Origin of the sequence: Vogesella sp. (genome assembly GCF_046297735.1) — a bacterium.
GTDB classification, from domain to species: Bacteria; Pseudomonadota; Gammaproteobacteria; order Burkholderiales; family Chromobacteriaceae; genus Vogesella; species Vogesella urethralis.
Genome location: NZ_JBKBHK010000004.1, coordinates 103,295 through 116,756 on the forward strand (window position 1 = coordinate 103,295; position 13,462 = coordinate 116,756).

Genomic DNA, 13,462 nt, shown 5'->3' on the forward strand with positions numbered 1-13,462 from the left:
CTGCCGTGTCAAAACAGGCGAGTCATGCGACCCGCCCGGCGTGCTTATGGCAGCACTTCCAGCGTGGCGGTGTAGCTGGCGCGGAACGGCGGCATCGCCGGCGGCTGGCCTGCCGGTGCCGACTGACCCGGTTTGCCTGCTACTGGCGGCTGGCCGCCTTGCGGTGCAGCCTCGCGCTTGGGCCAACTAGCATTCACCCAGTACATGCCGCCCTGCTTCCAGCTCACCTTGATCTCGCCTTTGGCGTCGGTGGTGTACACCTGCTCGTCCAGCAGGCCACTGTGACGCACGCCGCCGCGCACCACGCTCACCGGAATGCCGGCTACCGGCTTGCCGTCCATCAGCAGGCGGAAGCTGCTGTTATCACCGGCAAACAGCTCGTTCGGGTGGCTCAGTGCTTGCAGCTCCAACCCCTTGCCAACCGCTTGTTGCACACCGGCAGTGGGTTTGCCGGCAGTAACGAAGGTTTCGATACGGCTGACGCTGAGCGACTTGCTCACCTCGGTGGCCCCGGCCGGAATCTGCTGGTCGATGGTGGCCGGTGTACCGCGCACGCGCTTCACTTCGTTGCCCAGTTTGTAGCTGGCCATCGCGCCTTCGCTTACCAGCGAAACACGGTAGCTGCCAGGCTGCTTCAGCTCGATGTCGAAGCTGTTGCGGAAGCGGCTGCTGGTGATGTTTTGCGGGTTAACGGCAGCGCCATCCGGGCCGGTGATGGTGAGGCCGTCCAGCTTCAGCGGCTGGTGCTCAAAGTCGAACAGCGCTTCGGACACGGCGGCGTCCACGGTTACCCACGGCTTGTCGCCTTCGATGGCGCCGGCAGACGGCAGCAGCCAGCCACGGTGGGCTTGGGCAGACAGCGAAACCAGGGCCATGGCGGCCAGGGCGAGCAGTTTCTTGTTCATGGTGTGTGCTCCAGCTTATTTGGCGGTAACGGTGATCTTGCCCAGCTCGCCCTTACCTTGGGCGCTGGTCTGCTTTTCGCCCTTAGGCGGCCATTGCAGCGGCACGCGTACCAGCTCGCGGCCACCAGCTTCACGCGCCACTTCCACTACCACTTGGTAAGCACCCGGCGCCAGCTTGCCCAGCACCGATTTGTTATCGGCAAACACCAGCGTGTGCTCGCCTGGTGCGCGGGTGGCGCTGGACACGCCGTCTACCGGCATGGTCAGCTCGCGGCCGCTCTTGCGCCACCACTGGCGCATGTCGTTCAGCCACTTGGTGCCGGCGTTGTCTTTCTTTTTCAGGTCGTACCATACCGACAGGTTGCCGGCGAACTGCTGGTCGGCGGTTTCCAGCCACATGGCCAGGTAGGGGCGGTGGTACTCGGCCACGTTCAGCTGCGGCAGTTCTACTTTCACGGCCAGGTTGGCCGCCATGCCTGGTGCGGCAGCAGACGCCAGCGCCAGCGCCACGGGGTAACGGTATTTCATGCTCAAACTCGCTAGGAGGGGGGTGGATAAAGTGCAGCCAGGCTGCAATGCAAAATCGGTTTACAGCGGCCGCGGGTCGTACGGTGCCCGCAGCGGTAACTGCGGGCTGCCCATCAGTGCCTGGCTGAAACTGCCAAACGGCAGCGGCGTGACGTCTGGCACAACAGGCAGCATGGTTAACGCCGTTGCGCTGACACGCTCGGCCGGGTCCAGCCACTGCGCCCGCATGCTGCCCTGCGCCGGCACGTGCAACAGCACGTAATCAAACGCCAGGCTGGTGGGCAACAGTGGCAGCGCGCTGCGATGGCGCCGGGCCAGCTGCGGGTAGCTGTCGATACCGCGAGCGGCCAACAGCGCCTGCAGCAGCGCGACCTTGTCGCGGCTATTGCCGTAGCCCTGCGCCAGCACCTGCTCAGCAGCACGCGGTTGCAGCGCATGGCTGCTGTAGGCCAGGTACGGGGCTGGCAGCTCGGCCACCCAGCGGTACAGCGCCTGCATCTCTTTCAGACGCTCACCATCGCTGGTGGCTACCAGCTGCGCGGCCTTGTCCTTGACGGCAGCTGACGGCTGCGGCAGCGGCCACAGCTGTGCATAGGCCTGACCCAGCGCCGACCAGTCCCGGTAGGCCGAGTAGGCAAAGTGCGGCACCGGCTGCGCGTCGTCGCCGTTTAACTGCCACTGCGCCTGCCATTGCACGCGGCCATCGGCCGGCGCCTGCTCGCGGATGTCGGCATTGGCCGCCACTTTCAGGCCCGAGCTGGCCGGCGCGCCAAGGCTGAAGCGCACCGAACGCAGGTTCTTGACGCTGGCCGGGTAGAAGTCGCCCTGCGCTGCCTGTAGCGGTAACCGCTGGCTGTCGGTACGGAAGCGATACACCACGCGTGCGCCTTTGCCTGCCTGCGGAAAGGCAATGTCCAGGCTGCGCATGCTTTGCGTGTAAGGGTTGTCTTGCCCCTTGCTGTACGGCTGGTCAGTCATCGCACTGGCCGGTACCGGCACGCGGCGGCCGTCGGGCAGCACGGTGTAGGCCTCCAGCACGGTGACGGTTTGCGTTTCGGGCCGGTACTCCAGCTGGCGTACGCGGTTGCGTGCCACGTCGCTGTCGTCTTCCAGCAGGATGTCGCGCGTCATGTCTTGCGTACTGCGGCCAGCCTGCAGCTGCAGATCGACGTGGTACACCAGGTTGACTTCGGCCATGGCCGGCAGGCTGAGCAACAAGGCCAGCGGGAACAGATGCGGTGCGTTCATTTTCGTAATAATAATCTATTTGAGAACCATTATCATATATAAAAAACACGACACCAGCCATGCAAAATGCATGCAATCGCTGCTCATTGCTGCGGCCACGCCGACACGGCGTGGCCACTCTGGTCAAACTACGCCTCGGGCTGCCAGCCGCCGCCCAGCGCCTTGATCAGCGTCACCACCGCTTGCTGGCGCGCCAGCCGTTGCTGCAGCAGGCTGTCGCGGCTGCTGGCGTGGCTCTTCTGCGCCGTCAGCAAGGTCGCCATATCTACCAGGCCCTGCTGCTGACGGATGCGCGTCAGCTGTAGCGTGCGCTCGGCTTCGCGGCTGCTTTGCTGTTGCAGGCGCTCCTGTTGTCGCGCCAGCGCCACCGCGTTCAGCGCGTCTTCCACCTCGCCCAGCGCGGTCAGCGTGCTCTTGCGGTAGCCGTACAGCAATTGCTGGCGGGCGGCCTGGCTGCTGGCCACTTGCGCGCGCAGCTTGCCGCCATCAAACAGCGTTTGCGCCAGGCTGGCACCGAGGCTGAGGGTTTGCGTCGCGCCGGACAGCGACAGCAAGGCGCTAGAGGCCAGCCCGGCGCTACCGGACAGCTGCAGGCTGGGGTACAGCGCGGCACGGGCGGCGTCCAGGTTGGCCGCCGCGGCTTCCAGCTCGCTTTCCGCTTTTGCGATGTCGGGCCGGCGGCGCAGCACCTCGGACGGCAGGCCGGCCGGCACGTCCGGCACCCGCAGCTCCAGCAGCGGCTCGCTGGCCACGCTGAAGCCCTGCGGCAGCTGGCCGGCCAGAATGGCCAGCGTGTTCAACAGCGGCTGTTGCTGGTTTTGCAGGCTCAGCACCGTGGCCTGCTGCGCCAGCCAACTGCTGCGCACCTGGCTGACGTCCAGCTCGGTGGCGGCGCCGTGGCGCAAGCGCGCTTCACTGATGTCCAGCAACTGGCGGCTGTCGCGCAGATTGGCCTGCGCCAGCGTCAGCCGCTCGCGCACCGCCTGCAGCTGGCAGTAGGCGTTGACCACCGCCACCACCAGCGTCTGGCGTGCGGTGGCCAGGTCGTAGCGGCTGCCCTGCAGGTTGGCCGCCGCCGCGCGCTGGCTGGCGGCCACCTTGCCCCACAGGTCCACTTCGTAGCTAAGGCCGACCGCCAGGCTGCTGCTCTTGCTGCTACTGCGGGCGCCAGCGGCGGTTTCGGTTTCACGCTGGCTGCTGCTGCCGCTCAGGCTAACCGACGGAAACAGGCTGCCCGCCGCGCTGTCGGCGCTGGCTTGCGCCTGCTGCACGCGGGCCACTGCCTGCGCCAGATCCGGGCTGCCTTGCAACGCCTGCTCTACCAGCCGGTTCAGCTCGGCCGAGCCGAACAGCTGCCACCAGCGGTCGTCCAGCACGCTGGCGTTGCCACGGGCGCCCGCCGGCGCCTGCCAGGCATCCGGCAAGGCCTGGGCTACGTCCTGCGGCGGCGTAGTTTGTGCGCAACCGGCCAGGGCAGCGGCCAGCAGCGACAGGGTAAAAGCTTGATAACGCATGATGCTTGACTCCTAATCCGACGCCAGTGCCGCCACCGGGTCCATCTGGGCAGCCTTGCGCGCCGGCAGGTAACCGAACAGCAGGCCGGTGGAAAACGCGCAGCCAAAGGCCAGCACGATGGGCATGACGGTGATCTTGACCGGGGTATCGAACGCAGCGATCAGCCAGGCGGTGCCCAGGCCGGCCACCACGCCGATGGCGCCACCGATGGCCGACACCACCAGCGCCTCGATCAAAAACTGCTGCAGGATATTGCGCTCGCGGGCGCCGGTAGCCATGCGGATGCCGATTTCGCGGGTACGCTCGGTCACCGACACCAGCATGATGTTCATCACGCCGATGCCGCCCACCAGCAGCGAGATGGCCGCAATGGCGCCCAGCAGCAGCGTCATGGTGTTTTGCGTTTCCTCGGTGGTAGCGATGATGGACGCCATGTTGCGGATCTGGAAATCCACCTTGCCGTGGCGCTCGGCCAGCAGCTGCTCTACCGCCGCTTGGGTTTCATCGATACGCGCCACATCCTTCACCGCCACGTTGACGTTGCGCAGGCTGCGCGCGCCAGAGATGCGCAGGTTGTTGGTGGCGTACGGCACGATGATCACGTCGTCCTGGTCGGTACCGCTGGGCGAGGCGCCCTTGCGGCTCATGATGCCCACCACTTGCAGCATCACGTTATTGGCCATCACGAACTCGCCCAGCGGGCTGGGGTTGCCGGGAAACAGGTTTTCCGCCGCGGTCTTGCCCAGCACCGCCACGCCGGCGTAGCTGTCGTCGTCCTCTTCGGTAAAGAAGGTACCGCTGGACAGCGGCCAGTTGCGCGCCAGCGGGTAGCTGGCCGAGGTGGCGATCAGCGTGGTGCTGACGTCGTTTTCACCGGCACGCAGCGTGACGCTGGTTTGTTGCTCCGGCACCGCTGCCAGCACGTTGTCTACCTGCTTGTTGATGGCGGCCACGTCTTCCAGCACCAGCGTGGACGGGCTGAAACCGCGCTGGTTGCTGCCGCCGGGGCGTACCAGCAGCAAATTGCTGCCCATGGCGCTGATATTGTCCACCACGCGCTGCTTGGCGCCGTCGCCGATGGCCATCATGGTAATCACCGAGCCCACGCCGATGACGATGCCCAGCAGCGTCAGCACGGCGCGGAACAGGTTGCCGCGCAGCGAGCGCAACGCCAGGCGCACGGTTTCGGCCAGATCGGCCAGCGTGCTGAAAGCGCGGTGCACCAGCGGCGGCTGGTAGTTGGCCGCCAGCTCGCCGTGGCGGCCGCTATCGCTGAGGATATGGCCGTCGCGGATTTCGATAACGCGGCTGGCGTGGGCAGCCACTTCGGCGGCGTGGGTGATCAGGATCACGGTATGGCCGCGTTGCGACAGGTCTTTCAGCAGGCGCATCACGTCGGCGCCGCTCTTGCTGTCCAGCGCGCCGGTGGGTTCGTCAGCCAGGATGATGCGGCCGCCGTTCATCAGCGCGCGCGCAATCGACACCCGCTGCTGCTGGCCGCCAGACAGCTGGCTGGGGCGGTGGTACAAGCGCTCTTCCAGCCCCAGCTCGCGCAGCAGCTGCACGGCGCGGGCGCGGCGCTCGGCGTGCGGCACGCCGGCGTACATGGCCGGCATCTCCACGTTTTCCACCGCCGTGCCGGCGGCGATCAGGTGGTAGCTCTGGAACACAAAGCCGAACTCTTCGCGCCGTAAGCGCGCCAGTTCGTCACGGTTAAGGCCGCTGACGTCCTGGCCGCGAAACAGGTAGCGGCCGCTGCCGGGGCGGTCCAGGCAGCCCAGGATGTTCATCAGCGTGGACTTGCCGGAACCCGACGCGCCGACGATGGCGACAAACTCGCCTTCGTGGATGGCGAGGTCGATGCCGTGCAGCACGGTACTTTCCAACTCGCCCTGGCGGTAGGATTTGGTGACCGCCGACAGCTGGATCAGCGGTACGGCTGGCTGCTGGCTCATCGGCCGGCCCCCATGCCCGGTGCGCCCATGCCCGGCGGCGGGCCCATCTCGGCGTTACGGTTGCTGCTCTTGCGTGCCGCTTCCTTGTCTTGCGCCTTCTCGCCCACGATCACGCGCTCACCCGGCTTCAGGCCGCCCAGCACCTGGTAGCTGACGCGGTCGGTAATGCCCACCGTTACCTTGCGCTCCACGATGCTGTTGTCCGGCAACACCACGCGCACCGTGCCTTCGCGCACGCGCTGCTGGCGGCCGCCGCTGCCGACGCCGCTCCACACCGGCAACGTGCGCGGCTTGACGCGGGCGGTGTCGGCAGCAGGGGTGGCCGCCTTGCCGGCTTTGTCCGTTTTGCCCGGGTTGGCCGCAGCGGCTTGCTGCGTGGCGCCACCACGCGCACCGGCCGGCGGCATGCCGCCCTCGCCCTGCGCCTGGCGCTGCTCGGCGCGGCGGGCACGCCACGCTTCGCGTTGTTCCGGCGTCATGCTTTCAAACTGTTTGCGCCGCGCTTCGCGCTCGGCGTCGGACAGCGGCGCATCGCCAAAGCCGGCCGGGCGTTCACCGGCGGGTGGTGGCGGCATGCTGCCTGCGCCCATCGCCGCGTTGGCCGGCGGCGCCTGGCGCTTGGTTTCTTGATGGTTGGCCGCAGCCGCCGCTTTGCCGTCCTTGCCCTCTTTGCCCGGCCCCGTGGCGCCGGCCTGCGGCGTCTGGCCATGGCCGGCACTGGCCTCGCCACGCGGCGGCTCGCCGGCCGGGCCGGACGCTTCCTGCTGGCCGCGACGGCTACCCGGCGCCATGCGCGCCAGTTTCACCGCGCCGGCCGGCACCACCAGCGTGTCGTGCGCTTCGGCTGCCACAAAGAACACCTGCGCCGTCATTTGCGGCAGCAGGTTGCGCTGCTGGTTCTTCACGTCGAACAGCGCGTTGTACAGCACCACGTTGTTGTTCACCGTGGGAGTGGGTTCCACCTTGCGCAGCTCGCCCTGGTAACGGCGGTTGCGGCTGCCCAGCGTAGTGAAGTAAACCGGCATGCCGGGGCGCAGGCGGGTGACGTCGGCCTCGGACACCTGGGTCTGCACCGTCATGGTGGACAGGTCGGCAATGCGCAGCAGCGTGGGCGACGACTGGCTGGCGTTGATGGTCTGGCCCTGCTTCAGCGAGATCGACACCACCACGCCGTCCATCGGCGCCAGGATTTGCGAATACTTGAGGCTGGTTTCATCGACGCGCAGCGTAGACTCGGCCTGCTCGATCTGCGCCTGCACCGACGCCACCTGGGCGCGGGCGCTACGCAGGCTGGCTTGCGCCTGCTGCAGGCTGTCGTCGCTGGTGGCGCTGTCGCGCGCCAGGTTCTGCTGGCGCTGCAGTTGCTGCTCGGCCAGCTGCAGGTCGGACTCGCGGGCCACCAGCGTAGCCTGCAGGTTTTTCAGCGCCGCGCGGCGGGCATCTACGGTGGCACGGTAGACGGTAGAGTCGATCTCGGCCAGCAGGTCGCCCTTCTTCACCACCGAGCCCACTTCGGCGTAGATCTTTTCCAGCTGCCCGGACACCTGGGCGCCGACGTCAACGTAGTCGCTGGGTTGCAGGCTACCGGTGGCGGTGACCAGGTCTTCGATGTCGCCCGGCTGCACGGTGGCGATCAGGTAACGGGACAGCGCATCGTCCTGGGCGTGGTAGTGCTGCCAGCCATACCAGCCGGCAGCCGCCAGGGCGGCAACAATACCGCCGGCCAGCGCAATGCGCTTGCCGCTGCGGCGACGGGGGGAAGCAGAAGTCGGGTTCATGTCGGCTTAATGGATGGTCAGTAAGGCAATCAGGACAGGCAGCAACAGGCCCAGGCCGAACAGCGGCCAGGTAGACGGGCGGTTGCCGGCGTGTTTTTGCAGGATCAGCAGGCCGGTAACGCAGAACACCACGCTGCCGATGGCAATAGCGTCGATAAACCAGCGCCAAGCATCGCCGGTGTGGCGGCCTTTGTGCAGGTCGTTGAAATAGGCCAGCCAGCCACGGTCGGTGACTTCGTACTCCACCACCTGGTCGGCCAGGCTGACGCGCAGCCAGGCGTCGCCACCGGGGCGCGGCATCGGCAGGTAAACCTCGTCGGCAGACCATTCCGGCACCGCCTCGTCCACCTGGCAGCGGCACAGGCCGGCCAGCCAGGTGCGGGTTTCCTGCGGCAATACCGGCGGCGGCGCCTCGGCTTCGGCCAACAGTTGCAGGCGCTCGGCCTGCGCCTTGGGCAGCGGGAATTGCTGGTTGTGGATGACGGGCTTGGCTTCGATCTGGCTGGCGTGGTTCAGCGTGAAGCCGGTGATGGCAAACAGCAGCATGCCGCCCAGACAGACAGCCGAAGTGATCCAGTGCCATTGCAACAGGGTGCGCAGCGCGATGCCGCCAGCAGGGTTGGCCGCAGCAGGGGCGCGGCGCGAAAAGAGTCGGAAAGCCATGTACGGGTTCGGTTTGTGATGACAAAGGGAACTGACTGGCTTGCCGTGCGCGCACGGCTGGCTTGTACAGCGAGCGGCGATGTTAGAGACAACGGGAATGATTTGCAATAACGAACCAGCGCTTTTTGCACTGCGGTTCATACTCGTTAATGAAATGAAATAAATGGCCTGCAATCACCGGCTGCACGCTACGTGGTGCCGGCTTCAGCTTGCCAGTTGCAGCCGTGCCAGCACTGGCAGATGGTCGGACAGCGCCGACCACGGCGCGCCGCGGCACACCGTCACCTCGGCCACGTGCAGGCCGCGTATGTAAATGCGGTCCAGCGGCAGTAGCGGCAAACCGGAAGGAAAGCTGCGCGCGTGGCGGCCGTGCACGCTGGCGTGCGCTTCCTGCAGCCCGCCTTCGGCCAGCAGATGGCGGTCGGCCTCGCTGCGCCAGTCGTTGAAATCGCCAGCCAGGATCAGCGGCATGTCTGGCGGAACATGCTGCGCCAGGTAATCCAGCAGCACGCGGTACTGGCGGCGGCGATCGTGCGCCAGCAAATTGAAATGGCCGCACAGGCAGGCCAGCGGCTGCGGCCAACCCGGCGGCTGGACCACCGTATGCAACAGCCCACGCTGCTCCAGCCGGTTTACCGACAGGTCATGGTTGGCCGCCATCGCCAGCGGAAAGCGCGCCAGCACCGCATTGCCGTGGTGGCCGTGATCGTAGCGGGCGTTCATGCCGTAGCACGCCTGCCGCGCCAGCGCAGTCGCCAGATAATCGTGCTGCGGCCAACCATCATGCCGTAGCTGGCGCCGCTGGTGCCGGCCCTGCACCTCCTGCAGGCACAGCACGTCTGCATCCAGCTGCTGCAGCGCCGCCGCCATTTGCGACAAGCGCACGCTCCCGCCCAGCGGCGACATGCCTTTGTGCAGGTTATAGGTAAGCACAGAGATGGAATTCATAGTTTTATCAAGCACTTAGCCTTATTTTGCAGACACCGAAACAGCACAAAACCGCCTGATACACCCTTTAAAAATCAATGAGTTAAAGCACGATTTTGACAAGGCATTCTCTTATAAAGCCTACTCGATAAATGCGTATCCAACCGTGACAACGCACAAAACCAGCGCAGATGCACGGATAGCGTCGGCCGCAAACAGCCAGCCACACGCGCCGCAGCTGGCGCCGGATAGACATCTATAAAGCATTGGCACCCGTCAATCATTCATCAGGCATTTTGTGGTAGCTTCATGCCAATAAGATGGCACGGCGCAGTTGCCATACCAAGCGCGTACAGCCGCCAGCACCGCCTTGAGCCTGCGCGCGCTGGCTCAAGGTGGCCAGAACAAACTTGGCCATGCGCCTAACACCCCTGCTGCAAACGAAAGCGAAACAATGAGCCACTGGAAAAACGACAAGCTCAATAGACAACTAGACGCCGAAATCATTATTGACACCGCCCGCAAGATTCACGACGAAGGTGTGGTAACCGGCAAAAATGGCCTGGTAATGGCGATCAACGCCCCGTGGGGCGGCGGCAAATCCTACTTGCTGAATGGCATAGCAGAAAACCTGGGGCGTGCGGGCTACAAGGTATTGCGCTTTAACGCGTGGGAAAACGACTACTCCAAAGATGCGCTGTCGTCGTTTCTCGCCGAAATGGGCGATCAGATAGAAAGCCTGTTCGGCACAGGCAATGAAAAGGTGGCAGATTTCAAGAAAAGCGCAAAGCGCATCGCCTGGGATGTATCAAAAGTATTCTTTGCCGCTGCACTCAAGAAGCTATCCGGCGCGGCCATTGACGACCTTGTTGAGGCAGCCAATGGCGAGATAGGAGAAGGCGCCTCCCCGGAATTCACCAAAGACCTGTTTACCCAACACAAAGACTTGAAAGAGCAAGTTGCCCTTCTAAGAAAGAGCCTGCTGGACCTTTACCAAAGCCAAGAAAGCCCCCCCAAACCCATCTTCATACTCGTTGACGAGCTGGATCGTTGCCGGCCAAACTTTTCCATCGAATTGCTAGAGGCGATCAAACATATCTTTCAAGTAGATGGCATTTGCTTTCTGGTAGCAGTCAACAAGGAAGAGCTGATCAACTCGATCAAGGTGATTTACGGCGAGTCATTCGACAGCCGTCATTACTTGCAGCGGTTTTTTGACGTGGATTACAAAGTAAAAGTCACGGTATCGGCAGAGCTATGGGAGGTACATCTCAACAGATATGGCAAGCTGACAGAGAAACTATACCTCCCAGGTTCCGACAAGATCACCACATACCTGAACGATTTATCCCACTCTTTTGGCCTGACGCCACGTGACATTGAACAGGTTTGCTTCAAGCTGTATTTGCTTAACGGCCGTATCAATACTGGCAACCAACAATTACACATCGGCTGCCTGATGCCGTTACTGTTCGCCCAACAAAAGAATATAACTGTTACACTTCACTCCACGGACAACCGATTTGCCACTGCCCTAAGAGCAAAAACATATGATTCCGAAAATGCAGAGTTCTGTGCAGACCTAGGGAATGGCCTTCATTCAATTCCAACAGTCATGCTATTTTCTTATTACTGTAGCTCATCGCAAATTTCAAACCAGAAAGCAAACGGAGTCGCACTGCTTAACAGAATACACCAAGATGAATTTTCATACACAGCATACAAAGAGCAAGTCGAGATGCTGGGACATGTAACAATGCAAATATAAATACAGCTCAAAACCAGTGAGGATCTATAAAACTCACCTTTAAGCAGCGTACTTTCTGAATTTCTTAAATTTCAAACCAACCTTCAATGCTGAGCATTAGTATTCTGGAGCAAGAAATGTCGATCAAACACATCCAAAAAATGGAGATTTTGGGCTACCGGGGGTTCAAAGAGCGGGCAACGATAGATTTTGCAATTCCTAACGGAGAGCCAGGCAGTGGCCTAACCATCATTACCGGACCAAACAACTCAGGAAAATCCTCAATCATTGAGTGCCTTAAAGCTCGCTCCGGTTACAATTCGCCGAGCTTTACATCGGGAACGCGAAACGCAAGCATAGAAGAAGTCGACATAAAATACATCATAGCCGGAAAAGAAGAATCGATTAAGTCAATTAAAAAGGGGTCAAGCGAAACCATTAGAGAAGGAAAAGATGAAGAGTATGAGATATTCATTCTTCCTTCTCGCCGCATGTTTAACCCATATTTCGCAAAGTCAGAATTTAATAGAAAAGACCACCTGACAAACACTTCGCTGCCACATCAGCGCACATCCACTCTAAGCAATTTTGAGTACAGACTTTTCAATATAATAAAGGAACCCACTGAGTTTAACAATATCCTAAGCGAAGTGCTAACATACATGCCAGAGTGGTCAATTGACTTGTCCGATCAGGGCAGTTATTTTTTGAAATTCTTTAATGGCAACGCAGGACACTCCAGTGATGGCATGGGCGAAGGCATTGTCAGTATTTTTGCCATAGTCGACTCTCTTTACGACTCAGCCCCCGGTGATGCCATTGTTATTGACGAGCCGGAGCTATCTCTTCATCCTGCACTACAAAAAAGACTCTCCAAGCTATTATCAAAATACGCACAAGACAGGCAGATTATCATAGCCACCCACTCACCCTATTTCATTGATCTTAAATCCTTGCGAAATGGTGGAAATATTATCAGGGTGGTGACCGGCCCCCAAGGAACCAAAGTACATCAAGCATCAAGCACGACGAAACATTCTATACAAAGGCTGTCAGAAGGCAATATATACAACCCACATGTTTTTGGTCTGGATGCACGTGAACTTTTCTTCCTGGAAGATCAAATTATTTTAACCGAAGGCCAAGAGGATGTATTGCTACTACCTCATGTTGCAGAGCAAGCACAATCAGAAATCACCGGAAGCTTTTTTGGCTGGGGTGCTGGCGGCGCTGACAATATAAAGCATTTATGCACCATCCTGTCAGATCTTGGTTATCAAAAAGTTGCAGCCATACTTGACAATGACAAGGATGCATTACGCACCTCACTGGCAGATGATTTTCCAGATTTCCACTTTGCATGCATTCCTGCCAAAGATATACGGACAAAAAAAGCAAGAAAAGCAACTGAAGAAGTTAACGGACTGCTAAATAAGGAATTGAATTTAAAACATGAATATTTAGACGAAGTAAGAAAATTATTCAACGAACTTTCACAGCACATGAGATTTTGATATAGCTCTGGTGACACAAAAACCAAGTTCACCAGCTCTGCCTTTCCTCCTATTGACGCTGCGGCCAACCTGGGCGCACAATCCTGCTGTGTCGTTCAATAGCGGCACCGGGTTTGACAGCTCGAATTGCACAGGCGGACACCGCCGCGAGAGCGGTATTTTTTTGTCCGTAACACGCCACGCGTGCGCCTTTTCTATGGTGGGCCGTGGTGGGGAGCCTTCGGGCTGCCGGTTCCCTGTGCGCCGGTCTGTCAACCCTGCCACGCGCCTGCCACCTCCGATTGACAGCGGACGGCAGGCCTCATTAGCACAGGAGGCCACCATGCCTGCGTATACCCCCGTTATCGCCGCCCCAGCGCGGCAACTGCTCACCCACGTTGAAGACGCCTGCCATATCGGCATGGAATCCATCGATCTGCTTGCCGCCCTGCTCTATGCGGTAGAACAGCTGGGCAGCCAGCCAGGCACCACGGCCGCTGGCCACACCAAAAGCCTGATGCTGATTGCCACGCACCTGATGGAAGACTACCGCAACACCCTCGACGGCATCCGCGAAGACAGCCGCGCCAGCCTGGCCAGGCTGCGCCCCGCTTACCCGCGGACAAGCCGCAGGCCGCACGCGTAAGCCCGTCCGGTGCCTGCCCGCACCGGATAGCGCCGTACCCCACGCCAGCCACGCGGC

The 13,462-nt window shown here is 61.4% G+C and carries 11 protein-coding genes; 3 read left to right on the plus strand and 8 right to left on the minus strand.

Going from position 1 to position 13,462, the window contains the following annotated elements:
• Positions 1-44: 44 nt before the first annotated feature.
• The 8 genes from ACK4FZ_RS06395 to ACK4FZ_RS06430 form a co-directional block, all read right to left on the minus strand.
• The gene (locus tag ACK4FZ_RS06395) at positions 45-905 is read right to left on the minus strand and encodes a DUF4198 domain-containing protein (RefSeq protein ID WP_409819012.1); all 861 of its coding nucleotides are present in this window, start codon (positions 903-905) and stop codon (positions 45-47) included.
• Positions 906-920: 15 nt separating this feature from the next.
• Positions 921-1,433: a DUF2271 domain-containing protein gene (locus tag ACK4FZ_RS06400; RefSeq protein WP_409819014.1), complete on the minus strand. Its 513-nt coding sequence runs from the start codon at positions 1,431-1,433 to the stop codon at positions 921-923.
• 60 nt (positions 1,434-1,493) lie between these two features.
• Positions 1,494-2,681 (minus strand): DUF3857 domain-containing protein, encoded by a 1,188-nt coding sequence (locus ACK4FZ_RS06405; protein WP_409819016.1) that lies wholly within the window; start codon positions 2,679-2,681, stop codon positions 1,494-1,496.
• A 128-nt stretch (positions 2,682-2,809) separates the two neighbouring features.
• Complete coding sequence (locus ACK4FZ_RS06410) at positions 2,810-4,195, minus strand: efflux transporter outer membrane subunit (RefSeq protein ID WP_409819017.1); 1,386 nt, start codon at positions 4,193-4,195, stop codon at positions 2,810-2,812.
• A 12-nt stretch (positions 4,196-4,207) separates the two neighbouring features.
• Complete coding sequence (locus ACK4FZ_RS06415; protein WP_409819020.1) at positions 4,208-6,151, minus strand: MacB family efflux pump subunit; 1,944 nt, start codon at positions 6,149-6,151, stop codon at positions 4,208-4,210.
• Entirely contained in the window at positions 6,148-7,929 is a 1,782-nt protein-coding gene (locus ACK4FZ_RS06420; RefSeq protein ID WP_409819022.1) for an efflux RND transporter periplasmic adaptor subunit, read from the minus strand. Before ACK4FZ_RS06420 ends, ACK4FZ_RS06415 begins: the two co-directional genes overlap by 4 nt.
• 6 nt (positions 7,930-7,935) lie before the next feature.
• On the minus strand, positions 7,936-8,592 hold the full coding sequence (locus ACK4FZ_RS06425) for a PepSY-associated TM helix domain-containing protein (protein WP_409819024.1): 657 nt from the start codon (positions 8,590-8,592) through the stop codon (positions 7,936-7,938).
• A gap of 204 nt (positions 8,593-8,796) precedes the next feature.
• Positions 8,797-9,540: an endonuclease/exonuclease/phosphatase family protein gene (locus ACK4FZ_RS06430; RefSeq protein ID WP_409819026.1), complete on the minus strand. Its 744-nt coding sequence runs from the start codon at positions 9,538-9,540 to the stop codon at positions 8,797-8,799.
• Between the two features lie 313 nt (positions 9,541-9,853).
• Between ACK4FZ_RS06430 and ACK4FZ_RS06435 the strand changes: the two genes are divergently transcribed.
• The 3 genes from ACK4FZ_RS06435 to ACK4FZ_RS06445 all read left to right on the plus strand — a co-directional run bounded on the left by ACK4FZ_RS06435 (position 9,854) and on the right by ACK4FZ_RS06445 (position 13,405).
• A complete protein-coding gene (locus tag ACK4FZ_RS06435) occupies positions 9,854-11,287 on the plus strand; it encodes a P-loop NTPase fold protein (RefSeq protein WP_409819028.1) in 1,434 nt (477 codons plus the stop codon).
• Positions 11,288-11,403: 116 nt separating this feature from the next.
• Positions 11,404-12,780 (plus strand): ATP-dependent nuclease, encoded by a 1,377-nt coding sequence (locus tag ACK4FZ_RS06440; RefSeq protein ID WP_409819029.1) that lies wholly within the window; start codon positions 11,404-11,406, stop codon positions 12,778-12,780.
• Positions 12,781-13,102: 322 nt separating this feature from the next.
• Complete coding sequence (locus ACK4FZ_RS06445) at positions 13,103-13,405, plus strand: hypothetical protein (RefSeq protein WP_409819032.1); 303 nt, start codon at positions 13,103-13,105, stop codon at positions 13,403-13,405.
• Positions 13,406-13,462 lie beyond the last annotated feature (57 nt).

Coding starts and splice junctions, on each gene's coding strand:
- ACK4FZ_RS06405 (WP_409819016.1), bottom strand. CDS start 2,681: ATGAACGCACCGCATCTGTTCCCGCTGGCCTTGTTGCTCAGCCTGCCG.
- ACK4FZ_RS06415 (WP_409819020.1), bottom strand. CDS start 6,151: ATGAGCCAGCAGCCAGCCGTACCGCTGATCCAGCTGTCGGCGGTCACC.
- ACK4FZ_RS06410 (WP_409819017.1), bottom strand. CDS start 4,195: ATGCGTTATCAAGCTTTTACCCTGTCGCTGCTGGCCGCTGCCCTGGCC.
- ACK4FZ_RS06445 (WP_409819032.1), top strand. CDS start 13,103: ATGCCTGCGTATACCCCCGTTATCGCCGCCCCAGCGCGGCAACTGCTC.
- ACK4FZ_RS06425 (WP_409819024.1), bottom strand. CDS start 8,592: ATGGCTTTCCGACTCTTTTCGCGCCGCGCCCCTGCTGCGGCCAACCCT.
- ACK4FZ_RS06440 (WP_409819029.1), top strand. CDS start 11,404: ATGTCGATCAAACACATCCAAAAAATGGAGATTTTGGGCTACCGGGGG.
- ACK4FZ_RS06395 (WP_409819012.1), bottom strand. CDS start 905: ATGAACAAGAAACTGCTCGCCCTGGCCGCCATGGCCCTGGTTTCGCTG.
- ACK4FZ_RS06420 (WP_409819022.1), bottom strand. CDS start 7,929: ATGAACCCGACTTCTGCTTCCCCCCGTCGCCGCAGCGGCAAGCGCATT.
- ACK4FZ_RS06400 (WP_409819014.1), bottom strand. CDS start 1,433: ATGAAATACCGTTACCCCGTGGCGCTGGCGCTGGCGTCTGCTGCCGCA.
- ACK4FZ_RS06430 (WP_409819026.1), bottom strand. CDS start 9,540: ATGAATTCCATCTCTGTGCTTACCTATAACCTGCACAAAGGCATGTCG.